Genomic DNA, 18710 nt, shown 5'->3' on the forward strand with positions numbered 1-18710 from the left:
CGAGAATCAGCATGAGCAAAATCATTGTGGTGTCCGTACGCGTGGCCAGTTCCGATCAACCTTGCACAGGCGGACTGGCCGTCGCAGTAGATCAATTGTTAAAGCACCCGCAGACCCAGGGCATCTGGCTGGGGTGGAACGGCCAATGTGATCCACAGCCGGGGGCGTTGCGTACCGAAGATCGGGGCAGCTACCAAGCCGTCACCTTCTCCTTCACCCAGGAGCAATACGAACAGTTTTACTGCGGTTACGCGAACACCTGCCTTTGGCCCGCCTTTCACTACCGCCTGGACCTGATGGACTTCCAGACCCACCACTTCCAGCAATACCTGGAGATCAACCGGCAAATTGCCGCTTATTTGCGCCAGATTGCCGAAGAGGACGACTTGATCTGGGTCCATGACTACCACCTGATGCCATTAGCCCATTTTTGCCGAGAGCAAGGAATGCAGCAGGCTATTGGGCTGTTCTTTCACACCCCCTTTCCGTGCCCGGAGATTCTGCGCTCCATTCCCCGCTATGAACAATGGCTGCCCATGCTGCACCATTACGACCAGATTGGCGTCCAAAGCCGTGGCGACCATCATGCGCTGACAGCCGCACTCCAGACCTTAGTGCCACCGCGTACGAGCGAGTCAGGCGCCCGTACCGTCAGCACAGACGTCTATCCCATCAGTATCGACGTGGATCTGGTTCAGGCTCTGGCCAAGGCCCCCTCATGGACCGACAGCGCCACACCAATCGAGCCAGTCAACGGGCCTGACACCATTATCAGTGTGGACAGGCTGGATTACACCAAGGGTCTGGCCTATCGGCTGCGCACCCTGGATACGCTGCTGCGCAGCTACCCGACGCTGCACGGGCAAACAACCTATGTCCAAATCGCCCCCTCTACCCGCGGCGATATTCACGATTATCAAGTCATGCGTGAAGAGCTGGAAAGTCTGGCCGGACAGATTAACGGTCAATTTGCCACGCCAGGCTGGAGTCCGGTGGTGTACATGAACCGCGCCTTTCCGGCCGGCCAGCTGATGCGCATGTTGCGCCGCGCCCGCGTCGGTTTTATCGCACCCTTGCGTGACGGAATGAATCTGGTGGCCAAAGAATATATCGCTGCCCAGGACCCCGCCGACCCCGGTGTCCTGGTTCTGTCCACCTTTACGGGCGCGGCACAATCCCTGCAAGGCGGCTACCTGCCCGTCAACCCATTTGATGCGGACGCCACCGCACGCAGCCTGTATCAAGCCTTGAACATGCCGCTAGAGGAACGACGCCGACGCCACCAGCATTTAATGATGCAACTGCGACAGCAGGACCTGAGGCAGTGGTGCGAACAGTTCCTGCATGATCTTGGCATCAGCTCGGGCTTGAATCAGGCCCATGACCCTCTGGCTGAGCTTCCAGCATCCTGACGCGTACAAATGCATCCGGTTGGTGCTGACCCAGATAGGCCACCAAGCGCTCGCGCAACAAACAGCGCAAGTCGAACAAACGGCCCGAGTCGGCAGCACTGACCAGAAAGCGCAACTGCATCCCCCACTCATTGGTATCGGTCACCTGCAACACCTGAACGCGCCCATCCCACAATTCAGAGGACTCGCACAAGTCCTTGAATGCCGCGTTCAAGCCCTGCATTTCAACCTTGTAGTCCACCCATAGAAATACCGTGCCCAGCAAAGAGGCGCTGCGACGGGTCCAGTTCTGGAAGACAGTTTCTACAAACCATTGCAAGGGAACGATCAGACGGCGCTCGTCCCACACACGTACCACCACATAAGTGGCCGTGATTTCCTCTATCCGGCCCCACTCCCCTTCCACAATCACCACATCGTCAATGCGTATGGGCTGGGTGAATGCGATCTGCAAACCGGCAATAAAGTTACCCAGCACCGGCCGGGCAGCAATACCGGCTACCAGCCCCGCTACCCCGGCCGATGCCAGCAGGCTGGTGCCCAGTTGCCGTGCGCCGGGTAGAACCATCAAAGCAAAGGACAGCCCCAACAAGACCAGCAAGAAATGCACACTGCGTGCCAGCACGCGCGCCTGGGTGTAGATCTGACGCGAACGCAGATTGTCGGACACATTCAAGGGGTGACGCACCACCACAAGCTGGAACAGAGATTCGACTGCACTCATCAGCATCCAGGTCGTGCAGATAATCAGCACCAGCATGTCCCCAACGATCAGATAGGACTGCCACTTGGCCGAAATAGGGGCCAGCGGAATACATATCCGCAAAAATACGGCCAGAAAAAACAGCCGCGACGGCCAGCGTATCCGTTCGCTGAAAAACCGCAGAAAGTGCTCTGGCGAGGCCAGTCTTTCAATAATCTTGCCACCCAGAAAATGCACCAGCAGCAGTATCGCCCAGCCGCCCAGCAATAACAGCAGCCACATCCACCACGTCATTGACATCATGATTGCTCTCCTGAAAACCATGTCTCCAGATACAGCAACTTGTGTGCCGCGCCCCGCCCCCAGGCAGTCAGGCACGCTTTGTGCTGGGTCAGTCATAACCAATCACGTGATTGGTGTTCTTTCTCAAGGAGAGTTATATGACCCAGCACACAAACAAACAGGATCATAAAGATCAACGTGGCTTTGCCTCCATGGACGACAAAAAGCAGCGCGAGATTGCTGCTGAAGGTGGGCGTGCCTCGCACGAAAAAGGCACCGCGCACGAGTTCACCCCGGAAGAGGCCCGTGAGGCTGGCGCTAAAGGCGGCCGTGTAGCCCATGAACGCGGTACGGCGCACGAGTTCAACTCTGAAGAAGCTCGCGAAGCCGGTGCCAAGGGCGGTCGCGCCGCTCATGAAAAGGGCACAGCTCACGAGTTCACTTCCGAAGAAGCCCGTGAAGCCGGTGCCAAGGGTGGCCGGGCAGCCCATGAAAAGGGCACGGCCCATGAGTTCGACTCCGAGGAGGCCCGCAAGGCCGGCGCCAAAGGTGGCAAGGCCACCCAGGACCAGCGACGCTAAGCCTTAACCAAGCCCCAGTTGGACGCGGCGCACCCACCAGGGCCGCCGCGCCCTGTCCCATTCCTTGTCTATTTCAGGAGCCGTCATGACAACGCGTCAAACAGTGAAAGAGCAACGTCACCTGCAAGAACAGCAGGACCAGAAGGACAAGAACGGGGTCGGCCAGAACGAGCCCGTTACGCACGATAAGAGCCACCCAGGCAGCGATTACCCCACTCCCCCCCTGCCGCAACAACACCTGGAAAAGCCTGGGTGTGAAAGTGATCTGGACCCGGCCCCCCGCTACGAAGCCTCCAGCTACAAGGGCAGCGGCAAGCTGGAAGGAAAAGTAGCCGTGATTACCGGTGGGGACTCGGGCATAGGCCGGGCCGTTGCCGTGCTCTATGCCCGAGAAGGTGCCGATGTGGCGATTGTGTATTTGCACGAGGATGAAGATGCCGGACGCACTCGTCTGGCCGTCGAGGCCGAAGGCCGCCAATGCCTGACACTGCGCGGCGATGTGAAAGACCCTGAATTTTGCCGACAAGCGATTGAGCAGGTACTGGACCGCTTCGGTCACCTGAATATTCTGGTCAACAATGCCGGCTTTCAGGAACATGCCCAATCCTTGCTGGACCTGACCCCGGAGCGACTCAATGAAACCTTCCACACCAATATCTATGGCTATATCTACATGGCCCAGGCCTGCCTGCCGCACCTTCACGCGGGCGATGCCATCGTCAATACCAGCTCGGTCACAGCCTTACGCGGGGCCGCTCATCTGCTGGACTACTCCAGCACCAAGGGCGCCATTATTGCCTTCACGTACTCCCTGGCGGCCAACCTGGCGCCCAAAGGTATACGTGTAAACGCGGTCGCTCCCGGACCCGTCTGGACCCCCTTGAACCCCGCCGACTCCCCGGCCGAAAAAATCCCCGAGTTTGGTGCCGATACGGTCTTTGGCCGCCCCGCCCAGCCGGAAGAACTGGCGCCTGCCTATGTCTACCTGGCCAGCCCGATCACCGCCAGCTACATCACCGGCACCGTGCTCCCCATCACGGGTTACCCAGGAAGCTGATATGAATAACGCTCTGCATTTGGATCAGACCGCCTTGTTTCTGGATCTGGACGGTACCCTGGTCCCCTTGGCTGCGCGGCCTGACCAGGTATTTCTTCCCCCGTCCACCGCCGGCCTGCTGCTGAATCTGCACGCTGCCTGCGACGGCGCGGTGGCACTGGTTTCAGGCCGCGACTATGACAGCCTGCATATCGCCTGCACCAAGCTTCCGCTTGCCATGATCAGCAGCCACGGCGCAGCCATGTATGACGCCGAGGGTCAGGAATGCTGGAACATCCCGATCAACCCGGCTGAGCACCACAGCCTGTCCCGCTCTGTCGCCGCCCTGATCCACCCCTACTCACTGGTTTGGATGGAGCGCAAATCGCACGGTGTGGCTGTGCACTTTCGGCAACGCCCTGAAGTTGGCGAGGCCTTGGCCACCGAACTGCACGTGCTGTGCTCGGAATATCCCGGCTTTGATCTGATCCGTGGACATTGTGTCATCGAACTGCGCATGAGCGGCTTTGACAAAGGCCAAGCCCTGGCCCGGGCCCAACGCCTGCCCGCGTTCGCCGACCGCAAGCCCGTCATGATTGGCGACGACTTGACCGATGAGGCCGCCTTTGAGTTTGTGAACCAGAAAGGCGGGCTGAGCATACGCATCGGTCCTCAGGAGCCAGCCAGCGCGGCCCAGCTTTCCTTGCCACACCCCTCTGACCTGCTGACACTTTTGCAAACCAGTCTGCTGGAGACGCGCTTTTTCTCCGAGCTGGCACAGCGAACGCCCTCAGGCGCCAAAACGGTTGCGCCATGACTCGCTGACACTGGCCGCACTCTCTTTACTTAAAAGGATGGCCCCATGAGCAAGATACTTACCTCTACGCCCAAGACCTCCTTGCAAATCAGCCTGCCCAGCAAGGGCTGCAACAAAGGCGCGCTCCAAAGTCTGGAATTCATGGCCAGGGAACTGGCGCAATTCCTGGATCTGCCTCGAGTCCATATTGACTATGAAGACCAGCTAAAGCCCAGCTCCGGAAACACTTACTACCTCCCCCTGCAGACCTTGAGCCTGGAGCAGGCGCGACAACTGGGTATCGAACAGGCCTCCCAACTGTATGGGGGTGTAGTGCCATATGACTTTCTGGCCCATAAAACCGTCGCCCATCCCCTTCCCCAGGACGATATGGACCGCCCGGAAGGCTGGAACAATGAGCTGGGCCTGGCGTTACGGCACACGGTCTTGCCAGGCTACAGCGTCTTTTCAAGAAACGACGCGCTACGCACAATGAGCCTTCTGGATGAAGCAGGCCAGACCGGCATACGGGCCAAACTGGCCAGTGCTAATGCAGGCAAAGGCCAGAAGGTGATCTACAGCCGTCAAGAGCTGGAAGAGCTCTTGAACCTGCCGCCGTGGCAGAGTCAACTGGAACAGGGTCTGGTACTGGAGGAGAACCTGCTCGATGGCGAGACCTTCAGCATCGGCCAGACCCAGGTAGGCGAGCATCTTTTTTCCTATATCGGCCAGCAACACCAGACCACCAACCTGCAGCACGAGTCCGTATATGGCGGCTCCAGCTTGCTACTGGTTCGCGGCGGGTTTCCGCAGTTGCTGCAGCTCTCGGGCATGAAGCGCATTGAGCATCTGCTTGAGCTGACCATAAGCTACGAAAAAAACATCAGGCAGGCCTTTCCTGAACTGTATGCCTCACGTCGCAACTATGACCTCATCGTCGGTAAAAATGCGCGTGGCCACTACAAGGCAGCCGTACTGGAACATTCCTGGCGTTTCGGCGGAGCGTCCATTGCAGAGATTCTGGCCATCCGCACCCTGCAACGCCACCCTGAGCTCCAACATACCCACGCATGGACACGCGAGCGCTATCTAGACGATGCCAGCCTGGTGAAAAACTCCCCTCATCTTTACAGCCTCGACCAAGAAGACGAGGCTTATCTTGCCCGCTTCGGCGGCCCACTGCCATCATGAGTACGGAAATTTTCAACACCACCATCAAAGTGCCCCATCAGCACCTGGATGCACGCCTGCTAGTCCCCCAATCCCCTGTCCCTGGCATTTTGTTCGTGCACGGTTGGGGCGGCAGCCAGCACTTTGACCTGAAACGCGCCCACACCATTGCCGGTATGGGCTGTATTTGTCTGACCTTTGATCTTGCCGGGCACAATGCCAATCAGCACGAGCGCGAGAACGTCACCCGAGAACAGAACTTTCAGGACATCTGCGCGGCCTTCGACACCTTGAGCAGCCACCCTATGGTGGACTCCAGCTCCATCGCCATTGTGGGGCATAGTTATGGCGCCTATCTGGCCTGCCTGTTAAGTGAATTTCGATCGGTACGCTGGCTCAGCTTGCTGGCTCCTGCCTTGTACCCGGACGACGACTGGCTGTCTCCAAAGGATCAGCTCAACCGAGAGTTGCTGCAGGACTACCGTCTGCATACTCATTCTCCGCAAGAGAACCGCGCCTTGCAGGCCTGCTCCAAATTCACGGGAGATGTTTTGCTGTTTGAAGCGGAATACGATGAGCTGATTCCCCGCCAGACCTTGCTAACGTATCGCCAAGCCTTCAGTCAGGCTCATTCCCTGACACATCGAGTGCTGGAAGGCAGCAACCACGCACTGGACGAGAAAGTCGCCCAGCGTGATTACTCCGTGCTGCTTTATCGCTGGATTCAGGAAATGATTATTGGCGCCCGTATTGGGCACCTGCCCAACAACACCACTTGACTCACGCGACAGCCGGACGGTTGGCATAGCCGGAGACAAACTCCTTGGCCTGCCCAGTCTGCGGGTCAAAGACGTGACGGCGTACCTTGCCGATATCCGCACCATAAACGTGAATGCTGATGGACACCTGGTCGTCATACATATTGGAGACCTCGTGTATATCACCCACCGTGGGTGACACCACTTCCACCACGCCTGGTTCCAGAGTCTGTGTGTCTTGTTCTGTCATATGGCCGGTATCGGGATCACGGTCAAAAGGCCGGGAGCGTTCCGCGCCACGCAACATACCAATCAAGCCCCACACAGTGTGGTCGTGGATAGGGGTTTTCTGGCCGGGACCCCACACAAAGCTGACCACGGAAAAGCGTTCCTGCGGACAGCAATACAGCAAGTACTGCTGATAAAACTGGGGATGGGGCTGGGTGTACTCCGGGGCCAGCCAATCGTCCTGGGCCACCAGTTCGCCCAGCAGGACACGGCCATCACGCAGGATATCCGCCTCGGCGACAGCCGGGCGGCCGGTCAATTCATTCATCCCTTGAATAAAACGCTCAAAACGGGGGTGCATAAGGGGATGTCTCCATAGTTGACTGGGCCTTGCGGCCCAATTCGTGAATCAGTTCTTATTTGTTCAGATACACCGGGGCACGTTTTTCTTTGAACGCGTTCATCCCTTCCTTGGCATCATAACTATCCTCGATCGCTTTCAGTTGCCGCATGGTGCGCGCCATCTGCTCGGACGGGCCGCGCGTCAGCACTTCATTATTGATAAAGCGCTTCAAGGTTTGCAAAACACGCGGCGACATCTTTGCCAAGTCCTGCGCCATACGCACAGCAGCCTGGAGTTGCTCGCCTACCGGCACCACTTCATTGGCAAAACCCAGATCGTAAGCACGGCGGGCTTCCAGCGTACGGCACAACAAGATCACTTCCATGGCGGCATGATGCGGAATGCGCGAGGCCAGGCCCGAGATGATGCCGCCAGTAAAGCCCAGCTTGGCTTCGGGGTAGGAGAACTTGGCGCTCTCGGACGCTACCAGCAAATCCGTCATCATGGCCATCACCAGGGCTCCCCCCACGCACCAACCACTGACGGCCGCAATAATGGGCTTGTCGGTTTCAAAGCCTACCGTGGGAATGGCGCGCCACAACTCGGGCCACTCATTAATATCCGCCCCGGCAGAAAAAGCATCATTGCCTGCCCCGGTCAGCACGGCTACGCGGCGTGTGGGGTCTTCGTCAAAGGCCAGAAATGCCTGCTGCAGTTCCTTGACCACGGTAGCGCTCAAGGCATTGCGGCGATCAGGACGGTTGATCGTGAAGATGGAAACACCGTCATCATGGTTTTCTACAAGAATGCACTGATAATCCGACATGGTTTACTCCTCCTGGGTATTTTTCAAAGAATAGGTTTTGGTTTTATTCGCCTATGGACAGGCGGGCATCGACGGCGTGACAGCGGGTAGCCGCCACGATCAAGGGGTTGATATCCAATTCAAAGTTGGTGTCGCGCAAGTCGTGGGCCAGAAAGCTGACACGCACAATCGCATCGAGCACACCGTCACGATCCAGCATGCGTCCCCGGTACCCCTTCAGCAGCTTGTCGATCATCAAGGTAGATAAAAGTCGATCTGCATCAGCCAGGGTTAAAGGGGCCGCGGCAATCACCCGGTCCGACAGCATTTCCACCAGAATGCCGCCGGCACCAAACACCACGACCGGACCAAACTGCGCATCCTGACGTGCCCCGATCAGCAGTTCCACATCCCCCTTGGCCATGGCCTGTACCAAAACGCCTTCCAGACGGGCATCTGCTTTATAGGCTTTGGCATTGGCGTAGAGCCGGGCAAAATCGCGTCGCAAGCTGGCTTCGTCGGCCACATCCAGCGCCACCCCACCCGCCTCGGTTTTATGGACGATATCGGGGGAAACAATCTTCATCACCACCGGATAGCCAATCTGCTCGGCCTGCACCACGGCCTGTTCCACGTCCTCGCACACCTGGCCCAGATTCACGGGCAGGCCGTAATGCGCCAGCAGACGTTTGGACTGATCTTCATTCAAAACACCGCGCGGCATGACCGTAGGCGCTTGGCAGGCACTGGGACGCAAGGCTTGCTGGCGCGGCACAAACTGACCGTGACGTTTCCAGGCGGACAAGGCCAGCGCCGCTTCCAGACTGGAACTGGCATACGCATGGCCGTGCTGGGCCAGCTTCTGCCTCAAAGGCTCGGACGTTGCACCCGCATCAAACGCCACCATCACGGGCTTGGCCCAGTGCGGTTCAGGGTGGATGATTTTTTCAATCAGGGCCGCCATCCACTCCTGCGGACACATGGAAGCCGTGATCAATACCGCGTCACTTTGCTGATCCTGCATCAAGGCATCCAAAGTAGCGCGGGCCACTTCGGTGGAGTCCTGCGTCAGACGCGCTCCCAGATCAACCGGGTTATCCGCCTGCCCTGCCGGGTAGTGGGCAGCCAGAGCCTGCTTGGTAGTAGCCGAAAAACTGGACAGTTCCACGCCATGCTCTGCCAAAGCATCTGCAGCCAAGGCCCCACCGCCACCCGAAGGCGTCACAATCGCAACTTTGGAGATCTTGTTGCTGGTAAAGCGCACCATGCTGTTTGCCAGCAAGAGCATGGCCCCCATATCGTCCATCAGGCTGATGCCTTCATCGCGACAGACACTGGCAAACACATCATGGTCACCCGCTACGCTGGCAGTATGCGAAAAGGCGGCCGCCTTGCCCGCACTGGAGCGCCCTGCCTTGACGGCCAGCCAGGGCTTGCCCGCCGCCTGCGCCCGACGAGCTGTGCGACGCAAAGCCTGGGTATCTTTAATGCCCTCTATATAAGTACAGATCACTTGCGTCTTGGGATCATCAATCAGGAAATCCACAAAGTCGCACAGATCCAGGTCAGCCTGATTACCCACCGAAAAACCGTAGGTAAAGCCACCGCCCATCGCCCAGGCCCGATCAAAATAGGTAGTCATCAAGGCACCGCTTTGGCTGACAAAACCAATAGGCCGTTCCGGCAGGCTGTCTCTGTCCAGCACCGGCGAAGAGCACAGCACCAGACTGCGGCTGGGGCTGATCATGCCCAGGCAATTGGGGCCGATCAGTCGCATGCCCGAGTCACGACAGATACGCAGCAAGGCCTGCTCGCGCTCCAGCCCGCGCTCGCCTGCATCAGCAAAGCCTGCGGAGATCACCAGCAAACCGCGTACCCCCATTTGGGCCGCAATCTGCGCCTGTTCCAGAACGGTATCGGCCCCCACCGTAAACACGGCCAGATCCGGAGCGCTATCCAGTGCAGCCAGACCGGGCACAGCGGGCAAACCAAACAAACTGCTGCGGCTGGGATTGATAGGCAGGACCTTGCCGCCATAACCGTGCTTGAGCAGCATACGGAACAGTCGCCCGCCAAACTTGGACTGATCTTCCGAGGCGCCGACCAAAGCTATGGATGCCGGGTCCAGCAAAGCGTCCAGCGTGCTGGCGCAAGTGACGGTTTCCATCACGTTTGTCTCCTGTTGGTGGTTCTGTGAGCGTTTAGTCATCGCTCATCTTGATGGTCTTGAGCAGCTCGCTGTAATAAGCCCGACTCTGCTCCAGATCCTTGGCATACGCATCGCCGTCTTTCCAGCTGGCACTGACACTGATGCGGTGGAAACGCTCTTGAGTCTGCGGCTCGGCCAGGATTTCTTCGGTAGCCTTGGCCAGCTTCTTCATGACATCGTCAGGGGTGCCAGCCGGCACCGCCAGCCCCCAGAACCCTTCAAAAGGCAGGGCCAGATCAAAACCGGCTTCTTTCGGTGTGGGCACATCCGGCAGTTCGGGATGACGCACGCTGGCATAGGTCACCAGGGCTTTGGCCTTGCCGCTTTTCACCAGCTCCAGCCCGACTCCATCAATAAAGAAATCGATGTGATTGCCCATCAAAGCCGTCATGGTGTCTGCCGAGCCTTTGAACGGCACATGCAGCAAGTCCAGTTTCTCGGCGTTTTCCAGAATTTCTCCCGCCAGGTGGCCGCCAGACGCAATACCTGCCGAACCATAGGTCAAGGTGCCGGGCTCCTTGCGGGCCAGCTCGACAAACTCTTTCAGGTTGGAGACCGGCAAATCATTGCGCACCGTCATGATGGGCAGGTAACCGGCCAGACTGCCTACAAAATCAAAGCCCTTGATCGGGTCATAAGGCACGTCGCGTATATAGGGCAGCACGGTAAAGGCGGTGCTGGTGGCCAGCAACAAGGTGTAGCCATCGGGTTTGGCGCGACCCACGATCGACGTGCCCAGCGAGGTGGTGCCGCCGGGCCGGTTTTCAATCACGATGGGAACGCCAAGCTTGACGCGCAGACGGTCGGCAAACAGACGCGCCAGATTGTCGCTGTTACCGCCTGGGGGATAGGGAACCACAAAGGTCACTTCACGGCTGGGATAGGTATCGGCCGCGATGGCAGCCGGGGCAGAAAAGCTGCTGACTGCCGCCAGTCCCGAGACCAGCACTGTGCGTAGAAACCCTGTGCGCGAAAAAAAAGAACTGAACATGATCCTTGCCTCCTGTGTGAGAGTTTTTCTCTCTTGGTGTTCCAATATATAGAACGCTGTTCTTGTTTTTGATATTAAAAATGCCGTGAGAACGGCTTGAATACAACAGACAGCAACAACACAAGCAACTTAGGACAACGGTTCAAATAGTGGGATATTTGATTTCAGGTGTCAACTATTAAACCCCTTCGGGATTTCCCCAGTTCGATCATCTGGTCGCATTGGGCTTGACCGCAACGAGCTTCTGGATAAAATGAAAACACTGCTTTTCCATGTCAATTTGAAGAACGCTGTTCCAAATATCAGAACACAAACCCTTAACTGATCGAAGGAATTCACTCATGTTCTCTGCCATCGTCATCGACAAAACCGACGGCCAATACAAAGCCAGCCTGCAATCCCTGGACGAGTCCGCCCTGCCCGAAGGCCAGGTTACCGTCCGCATCGACTACTCCACCCTAAATTTCAAAGACGGCCTGGCCATGACGGGTAAATCCCCCGTAGTGCGCCAGTTCCCCATGGTGCCCGGCATCGACTTTGCTGGCACAGTGACCGACAGCAGCGACCCGAATTTCAAGTCCGGCCAGAAAGTGGTGCTTAACGGCTGGGGCTTGGGTGAGGTCCATTGGGGCGGTCTGGCACAGCAAGCACGCGTGAAAGGCGATTGGCTGATTCCCCTGCCTGAGGCCTTCTCTACCCAGCAAGCCATGATGATTGGCACCGCCGGCTATACCGCCGCCCTGTGCGTACGTGCCTTGCAGCGTCAGGGCGTCACGCCCGACAAGGGCCCGATTCTGGTGACGGGTGCCGCTGGTGGCGTAGGCAGTGTCAGCGTGGCCCTGCTGCATGCCCTGGGCTACACCGTCATGGCCAGCACAGGCCGACCTCAGGAAGAAAGCTATCTGAAGGCGCTGGGCGCCAGCGAGATTGTGGAGCGCAACACCTTGAGCGAACCGGGCAAGCCACTGGGCAAGGAGCGCTGGGCCGGAGCCATCGACAGCGTAGGCAGCCATACCCTGGCCAATGTCTGCGCAGGCACACAATACCTGGGTGCAGTCGCCGCTTGCGGTCTGGCCCAAGGCATGGATTTCCCCGCTTCCGTGGCCCCCTTCATTCTGCGTGGTGTGCAATTGATTGGGGTGGACAGCGTCCATTGCCCCAAACCCGAGCGCCTGGCAGCCTGGGACTTGCTGGCCAAGCATTTGTCTATCGAAGCCCTGGAGCGCATCGGCGCCAGCACCATCACACTTTCCCAAGCCATTGATCAAGCCGGCCAGTTACTGGAAGGCAAGGTACGCGGCCGCATCGTGGTTGATGTGAACGCATAAGGCCCTGTCGGCCCCCATCTACCTATCATGCTCTGGAGCTGATTCATGGATACGACATTGCCCCTGAACGGGGTTCGGATACTGGAATTTTGCAATGTGGCCGCTGGCCCGTACTGCGGTATGTTGTTGGCCGATATGGGGGCTGACGTCATCAAGATCGAACACCCCAAAGGGGGTGACACCTTGCGAAGCTGGCCGCCCATCAACCAAGGATATAGCGAGAACTTTGCTTCGCTGAACCGCAACAAGCGCTCGGTAACGCTGGATCTGAAGAACCCCGAAGATGTAGCCAAGGCACGCCAACTGGTACTGGATGCAGACGTCTTGCTGGAAAACAATCGGCCCGGCGTCATGCAGCGCTTGGGGCTGGATTATGAAAGCCTTAAGGCCCTGAATCCCAGACTGCTGTACTGCTCAATTTCTGCCTACGGACAAAGCGGCCCCCGCTCGCAGGAAGGCGGTTTTGACCTGACGATTCAGGCCATGAGCGGCGTGATGAGCGTGACGGGCGAAGCAGGTGGAGCCCCCGTTAAATGCGGAGTTCCACTGGCGGACTTTGCGGCCGGTTTGTATGCGGCGTTTGCCATCAGTGCCGCCTTGCCTCAAGCCCGCGCCACCGGTCAGGGGGCACATATCGACGTGCCCATGCTGGGGACCACCCTGGCCATCGCCGCACTGCAAACCTCAGAGTATTTCGGCAGTGGTCGCGACCCGGACAAGCTGGGTTCCGCCCACCCACGCAATGCCCCCTACCAGGCGTTCCAGTGCAAAGGCGGTTACTTCGCCATGGCAGCGGGCAACGATGCGCTGTGGCGCTCCGTCTGTCAGGTTGTAGAACGCCCGGACCTGACCGAGGACGAGCGTTTCACCAGCACCACCCTGCGCGCCAAACATCAAGACGCCTTGCGTGAACTGCTGGAAGCTATTTTTGCGCAGCACGACTCCGAACATTGGCTGACGCAATTCCGTGCCCAAGGCGTGCCCTGCAGTCCCATCAACCGCTATTCCGATGTGCTGCGAGACCCGCAGGTCGAGCACATGGAGTGGGTGCAAAACATTCGCCTGCCGGGCACAGACACCGAGACGCGCACCTTTGTCTCGCCCCTGCGTATCAATGGAGTGGGTTTGCCCGTCCGTATGGCCCCCCCGGCATTGGGCGAACATAACGACAGCATCTTGCACGGAGTTACCCCATGACAGAGCCGTATTGCAGCAGCAGTCCCGGCCTGAACGTGGACTGCGCGGGCAAAGTCTGGACACTGACGCTGAACCGGCCTGACAAGCGCAATGCCTTGTCGGCCGATCTGGTCGAAGCCTTGATCGCGGCCGTGCAGGCCGCGGAAAAGGCCCAGGCAGATCTGCTGATATTGCGAGGTGAGGGCCGCAATTTCAGTGCCGGTTTTGACTTCAGCGACTACGAGCAAGAAAGCGAAGGGGACCTGGTACTGCGCTTTATCCGCATCGAAACCCTGCTGCAAATGCTGGCCCATACGCCTTGCGCCACCCTGGCCCTGGCGCATGGGCAGAACTTCGGCGCCGGGGTGGATTTGATTGCTGTTTGTCGTCAACGTATCGCCAGTGCCGATGCCCGCTTTCGCATGCCTGGACTGCAGTTTGGTCTGGCACTGGGAACAGGCAGGCTGGCTGCCCTGATCGGCGGCCAGCAGGCTCATCAACTTCTGGCAGGAAGCCAGATTTTTGATGCTGCCAAGGCGGAGCAGCTGGGTTTTATTAACGGCATACAAGAGCCCGATGCATGGCCTGCTGTCATCGAGCAGGCTCAACAGACTGCGGGCTTGCTGGACGCCACCAGTCGCACCTATCTGCATCAGTTAACGGGCTGCCCACAACAAGCTGATCGGGATATGGCAGCCTTGGTACGCTCTGCTTCCGCACCCGGCCTCAAACAAAGAATTGCGGCCTTCCGGCAAGCCGCAAAACCTTGAACTTTCTTTCCTGAATGGAATTGCCCCCAAAAACTGGAGACGCATCCAGATTTTGGGGGCAATTTGCATCCGGGCGGCTTCTTGCAGCCCGGACAAGCTGACGGGGGCTGTAGCAGCTTAACGGCCGCTATAGCCCAAACGGCGCGAGATCTGTGCCGCTGCCGTCATCAAGGTTTTACCGGCCTGAACCAGCCGGGCTTCCTCCAGACGTTCCGCAGGCCCGGAAATACCCAAAGCCGCCACCACCATTCCACGACTATCGTAAATAGGCGCAGCCGCCCCCACGACCTGCTCACGCCATTCGCCACGGTTAATGGCATAGCCCTGATCACGCACCTGCTCCAGCTCTCGGCGCAAATCCCCAAACTTGACCAGACTGCGAGGCGTATAAGGCTTGAGGCGGTTCTTGACCAGATTCAAGGTGTCTTCACTGGCCCATGCCAGCATGGCCTTGCCGGTAGCCACACATTGCGCAGGCGAGCGACCGCCGACCGTGGTGTAGGCGCGCACGGGCTGCGGGCTGTCTATCTTTTCGATATACAGCACCTCGACCCCGTCCAGCAGCGACAAATGCACCGTTTCCTGGGTTTGCTCGGCCAGCTCTTTCATGAAAGACAAGGCTTCCACCCGCACATCCAGACGGTTGGCCAGGCCCGAGCCCAGCTCCCAGAGCTTCATGGTCAGCTCGTAGCGACCCGTATCTTCATTTTTGCGTGCAAAGCCCTGGTGAACCAGGGCCTGCAACAGGCGATGCACATTGCTTTTATTGAGCATCAATTGATTGGCCAGTTCGGTGACACCCGAACCGCGTTCGTGCTTGGCCAGGGCTTCCAGGAGCACCAGGCCCTTAACAAAAGTCTTGTCCAATCGAATATCCCATCAGTCACTAAAAGTGCATGAATTGTCTCATGGAACAGAACCACGCCATAGCCAGACAAGCCCGTATAGCAAAGCAGCAAGCGGCTTTCGCAACAGTTCCATCCGCTTTTCAAGCAGACAGGCTTCAAGACTTGAACCTTAAACAACAAGCCTGCTACCCACCAAGGCCAAACACCGGCCAGCAGCACAGAGGTTTTTCCGCTTTCCAGCCCAGGCCAAATGCGTGTACAAAGAGCCTTGCCTTCCCTTTCTACTGCCCGGAGCCACACCCCGATGGACACCACTTCCCCGCCTCTTGCCCTTGCGGCCATCGTGCACGCAGGCAAAGGCAGTGCCGACGCCTTGCTACTGGAATTCGTGCAGGAATTGCGCGCGAAGAACTATCGCGTCTGTGGTCTGGTGCAAGGCCCGGAAATTCAGAAGGAGGACCATAGCCTGCGCACGGTGCAGGATCTGGACAAGGGCACACTGTATCCCATTACCCAGAACCTGGGGGCGGAATCCACCGCCTGTTGCTTGGACATTGGTGCCTTGCTGGAAGCCAGCGAAGTACTGCGGCAGGCGCTGGAAAGCCCAGCTGATCTGGTGATTGTGAATCGCTTTGGAATCATGGAAGCGGACGGCCAGGGCTTCAACAACGAGATCCTGGCCTTGATCGACCAGGGCTACCCGGTGCTGACCGTTGTGGCCCACACCTACCTGCCTGCATGGCGTGAATTTACAGGTGGCCTGGCGGTAGAACTGGAGCCGGAGCGTCAGGCACTGTGGGACTGGTTTGAAAGCAGCCGTCAGACACCCTGAGGGGGCCAACGAGGTCCGTAAACAACTCTGGCAAGCAACTTTAAAACGCTCCGGGCAAAACCCTCAAGCGCACATTAAGCCCAACAAGGCATATAAACCGTTTAATCCAAACCACCAAAACCCGCTGTCGCCATATGGCAACCCGGGTTGGCGGCTTAAATACAGCAAACGGTTTACTCGTCCCACCCCTCCAGCACCAGCTTGCCACGTGCCTTGCCCGACTCCAGCAAGGCATGGGCTTTTTTCAGATTGCTGGCATTGATACTGCCAAAACGCTCGGTCAAGGTTGTGCGGATCAGACCGGCATCGATCAAGTCGGCGACCTCGCTCAACAAGCGATGCTGGGCCAGCATGTCGTCCGTGCCAAACAAGGAGCGGGTAAACATGAACTCCCAATGCAAGGACACGGATTTGCGCTTGAGCTGGCTGACATCCAGACTGGCGGGGTCATCAATCAGGCCAAACTTTCCTTGCGGGGCGATGGCCTGAACAATCTGCTCAAAGTGCTGATCGGTATGTGTCAGGCTGACGACGTAGTCCACTTGCGGGTAGCCGATACGCTCCAGCTCGGCGCTCAAGAGCTTGCTGTGATCAATCACATGGTGGGCGCCCAGTTCACGCACCCAGGCCTGGGTTTCGGGGCGGGAAGCAGTACCAATCACGGTCAGGGAAGTCAGGCGGGAAGCCAGTTGCGTCATGATGGATCCCACTCCACCGGACGCCCCGACAATCAGCAGGCTCTTGCCGCTGGGAGCCTTGCCAGGTGCGATCCCCAGACGGTCAAACAGCATTTCCCAGGCAGTAATGGTGGTCAGGGGTAAAGCGGCTGCCGCGGCAAAATCCAACGATTTGGGTGCATGCGCCACGATGCGCTCATCGACCAGATGCAGTTGGCTGTTCGTGCCCGGACACGCAATCGAACCGGCATACCAGACGCGATCACCCGGTTTGAACAAGCGGACCTCAGGGCCAACCGCCTTCACAATGCCGCTGGCATCCCAGCCCAACACCTTGTACTGCTGCCCAGCATCCGGCCCGCCACGCTGTCGCACCTTGGTATCGACCGGGTTGACGGACACCGCTTTTACCTCCACCAGCAAGTCACGACCACTGGCCACGGGATCAGGCAGTTCAATATCCAGCAGGGATTCTGCTTGTTCAATCGCTTGGGAAACCTTGTATCCAATCGCTTTCATCTTTGTTCCTTGGAAGCACCGTTAATCTGATGGCTCTTGGTGGCGACGTGGGGCAATGCCACTTCAGATAATCAGAGCCGAAACCACAGTGTGCAACGCCAGGGGAATCAGAAAAACCCGTGGCGGCTTGAATCCATTTTCAAAAATAATTTGAAGATCACCCCTAAAATCAGGGTCTGATCGCGGTAAAACCGTGTCTTAACGACATCCTCTATGTCTCCGAAGGATTGCCATGAAAGCGCTGCAAGATCTGGAAATTTTCGTCCGTACGGCTGATAACGCCAATCTGTCCGCCACCGCACGGTCCCTGGGGATTACTCCGGCCGCCGCCAGCGCCGCCCTCAAGCGGCTGGAGGCCGAGACCGGCGTCCAGCTCTTCCTGCGTTCCACTCGGCATTTGCGTCTGACTTCGGAAGGTGAAGTGTTTTTGGCTCAATGTCGTCCGGCCTTGTCAACCTTGCAACAGGCAGCTCTGCAGCTTGCCAGCGGCGGGCCCGGCTCGCGTGGTCAGTTAAAGCTGGCTGCTCCCTCGGACCTGGGGCGCAATGTCTTGCTGCCGTGGTTGAACGAATTTCAAGATGCCAATCCCGGTGTGGACATCCGCTTGCATCTGTCGGACCGGCTGGCCAATGTGTACAGCGAACCTATTGATGCGGCCTTTCGGTACGGACATCCCCCCGACTCCAATCTGATCGCCCTGCCCATTGCGCCTGAACACAGACGTGTGCTGTGCGCAGCCCCTTCCTACTTGCAAAGGCGCGGTACGCCCAGCTCCCCCGCCCAATTACAGGAACATGATTGTCTGTGCTTCATGCTGGGTGACGACGTTCATGACCGTTGGCGCTTTGAACGGCCGGACGAACAAGCCAGCCTGATTCGGGTGCGTGCCGTCAATGTGTCCAATGACGGCGATGTTGTCCGACGCTGGGCCCTGCTGGGCAAGGGCATCGCCTACAAGGCCCATTTCGATGTGGCACAGGATCTGGCCCAGGGCCGCTTGCAGGCCATCTGCCAGGACTGGATCGGGGAGCTGACGCCCTTGCACTTGCTGGTTGCCGGTCGGGCCCAAATTACCCCGCTCCTGCGCCAGCTCCATCAGTTCATGGTCGAACGACTGGAGCTCTGGGAGCGTCAACACCATCTGCCGAACCAATACACAGCAACGACGATGAACGTCTAGGATATCGACCCAAGGCCGTCATGCTGCCTTGCTCTAATTCGATCGATCCTTTCTTAACGTCAGCGA

Annotated in this window: 18 protein-coding genes; 11 read left to right on the forward strand and 7 right to left on the reverse strand. The window is 58.2% G+C overall.

The genetic code is table 11. From position 1 onward, the window contains the following. Nucleotides 1-11 precede the first annotated feature (11 nt). Nucleotides 12-1412 carry an alpha,alpha-trehalose-phosphate synthase (UDP-forming) gene (locus OSH04_RS14715; RefSeq protein ID WP_251197066.1) on the forward strand — a complete coding sequence of 467 codons (1401 nt, stop codon included), beginning with the start codon at nucleotides 12-14 and terminating at the stop codon, nucleotides 1410-1412. On the opposite strand, the gene OSH04_RS14720 is transcribed toward OSH04_RS14715, so the two are convergent. After that, nucleotides 1357-2418 (reverse strand): mechanosensitive ion channel family protein, encoded by a 1062-nt coding sequence (locus tag OSH04_RS14720; RefSeq protein ID WP_035273455.1) that lies wholly within the window; start codon nucleotides 2416-2418, stop codon nucleotides 1357-1359. The genes OSH04_RS14715 and OSH04_RS14720 overlap by 56 nt on opposite strands. A gap of 137 nt (nucleotides 2419-2555) precedes the next feature. Between OSH04_RS14720 and OSH04_RS14725 the strand changes: the two genes are divergently transcribed. From OSH04_RS14725 to OSH04_RS14745, 5 genes are all read left to right on the forward strand, one after another. After that, nucleotides 2556-2978, forward strand: a complete 423-nt coding sequence (locus OSH04_RS14725) for a KGG domain-containing protein (protein ID WP_035273453.1) — start codon at nucleotides 2556-2558, stop codon at nucleotides 2976-2978. 85 nt (nucleotides 2979-3063) lie between these two features. Next, the gene (locus OSH04_RS14730; RefSeq protein WP_022983321.1) at nucleotides 3064-4035 is read left to right on the forward strand and encodes an SDR family oxidoreductase; all 972 of its coding nucleotides are present in this window, start codon (nucleotides 3064-3066) and stop codon (nucleotides 4033-4035) included. A 1-nt stretch (nucleotide 4036) separates the two neighbouring features. Continuing rightward, a complete protein-coding gene (gene otsB / locus OSH04_RS14735; protein WP_060186696.1) occupies nucleotides 4037-4831 on the forward strand; it encodes a trehalose-phosphatase in 795 nt (264 codons plus the stop codon). 45 nt (nucleotides 4832-4876) lie between these two features. Beyond that, nucleotides 4877-6001: a DUF3182 family protein gene (locus tag OSH04_RS14740; RefSeq protein ID WP_035273451.1), complete on the forward strand. Its 1125-nt coding sequence runs from the start codon at nucleotides 4877-4879 to the stop codon at nucleotides 5999-6001. Beyond that, nucleotides 5998-6759 (forward strand): alpha/beta hydrolase family protein, encoded by a 762-nt coding sequence (locus OSH04_RS14745; RefSeq protein WP_083054568.1) that lies wholly within the window; start codon nucleotides 5998-6000, stop codon nucleotides 6757-6759. The genes OSH04_RS14740 and OSH04_RS14745 overlap by 4 nt, the downstream gene beginning before the upstream one ends. Nucleotide 6760: 1 nt before the next feature. Here OSH04_RS14745 and OSH04_RS14750 read toward each other — a convergent pair whose 3' ends face one another. From OSH04_RS14750 to OSH04_RS14765, 4 genes are read right to left on the reverse strand one after another with little or no spacing between them, the layout of a single operon-like run. After that, nucleotides 6761-7327, reverse strand: a complete 567-nt coding sequence (locus OSH04_RS14750) for a cysteine dioxygenase family protein (protein WP_060186695.1) — start codon at nucleotides 7325-7327, stop codon at nucleotides 6761-6763. Nucleotides 7328-7382: 55 nt separating this feature from the next. Continuing rightward, on the reverse strand, nucleotides 7383-8135 hold the full coding sequence (locus OSH04_RS14755) for an enoyl-CoA hydratase/isomerase family protein (protein ID WP_266108754.1): 753 nt from the start codon (nucleotides 8133-8135) through the stop codon (nucleotides 7383-7385). A 43-nt stretch (nucleotides 8136-8178) separates the two neighbouring features. Further along, entirely contained in the window at nucleotides 8179-10281 is a 2103-nt protein-coding gene (locus OSH04_RS14760; protein ID WP_266108755.1) for an acetate--CoA ligase family protein, read from the reverse strand. A gap of 34 nt (nucleotides 10282-10315) precedes the next feature. After that, entirely contained in the window at nucleotides 10316-11314 is a 999-nt protein-coding gene (locus OSH04_RS14765) for a Bug family tripartite tricarboxylate transporter substrate binding protein (protein ID WP_051316466.1), read from the reverse strand. A 341-nt stretch (nucleotides 11315-11655) separates the two neighbouring features. On the opposite strand from OSH04_RS14765, the gene acuI reads away from it, so the two are divergent. From acuI to OSH04_RS14780, 3 genes are read left to right on the forward strand one after another with little or no spacing between them, the layout of a single operon-like run. Continuing rightward, nucleotides 11656-12642, forward strand: a complete 987-nt coding sequence (gene acuI / locus OSH04_RS14770) for an acrylyl-CoA reductase (NADPH) (protein WP_266108756.1) — start codon at nucleotides 11656-11658, stop codon at nucleotides 12640-12642. 45 nt (nucleotides 12643-12687) lie between these two features. Further along, entirely contained in the window at nucleotides 12688-13839 is a 1152-nt protein-coding gene (locus OSH04_RS14775) for a CaiB/BaiF CoA transferase family protein (protein ID WP_035273440.1), read from the forward strand. Then, the gene (locus OSH04_RS14780) at nucleotides 13836-14588 is read left to right on the forward strand and encodes an enoyl-CoA hydratase/isomerase family protein (RefSeq protein ID WP_266108757.1); all 753 of its coding nucleotides are present in this window, start codon (nucleotides 13836-13838) and stop codon (nucleotides 14586-14588) included. Before OSH04_RS14775 ends, OSH04_RS14780 begins: the two co-directional genes overlap by 4 nt. A 117-nt stretch (nucleotides 14589-14705) precedes the next feature. On the opposite strand, the gene OSH04_RS14785 is transcribed toward OSH04_RS14780, so the two are convergent. Further along, nucleotides 14706-15455, reverse strand: a complete 750-nt coding sequence (locus OSH04_RS14785) for an IclR family transcriptional regulator (RefSeq protein WP_035273436.1) — start codon at nucleotides 15453-15455, stop codon at nucleotides 14706-14708. Between the two features lie 285 nt (nucleotides 15456-15740). Between OSH04_RS14785 and OSH04_RS14790 the strand changes: the two genes are divergently transcribed. Beyond that, nucleotides 15741-16268, forward strand: coding sequence for a DUF2478 domain-containing protein (locus tag OSH04_RS14790; protein ID WP_254002256.1), 528 nt, complete (start codon nucleotides 15741-15743; stop codon nucleotides 16266-16268). A gap of 173 nt (nucleotides 16269-16441) precedes the next feature. On the opposite strand, the gene OSH04_RS14795 is transcribed toward OSH04_RS14790, so the two are convergent. Next, complete coding sequence (locus tag OSH04_RS14795) at nucleotides 16442-17464, reverse strand: zinc-binding alcohol dehydrogenase family protein (protein ID WP_266108760.1); 1023 nt, start codon at nucleotides 17462-17464, stop codon at nucleotides 16442-16444. 232 nt (nucleotides 17465-17696) lie between these two features. Between OSH04_RS14795 and OSH04_RS14800 the strand changes: the two genes are divergently transcribed. Further along, nucleotides 17697-18644 (forward strand): LysR family transcriptional regulator, encoded by a 948-nt coding sequence (locus OSH04_RS14800; RefSeq protein WP_179136470.1) that lies wholly within the window; start codon nucleotides 17697-17699, stop codon nucleotides 18642-18644. Nucleotides 18645-18710 lie beyond the last annotated feature (66 nt).

The sequence above is a fragment of the Alcaligenes nematophilus genome, assembly GCF_026344155.1.
GTDB classification, from domain to species: Bacteria; Pseudomonadota; Gammaproteobacteria; order Burkholderiales; family Burkholderiaceae_B; genus Alcaligenes; species Alcaligenes phenolicus.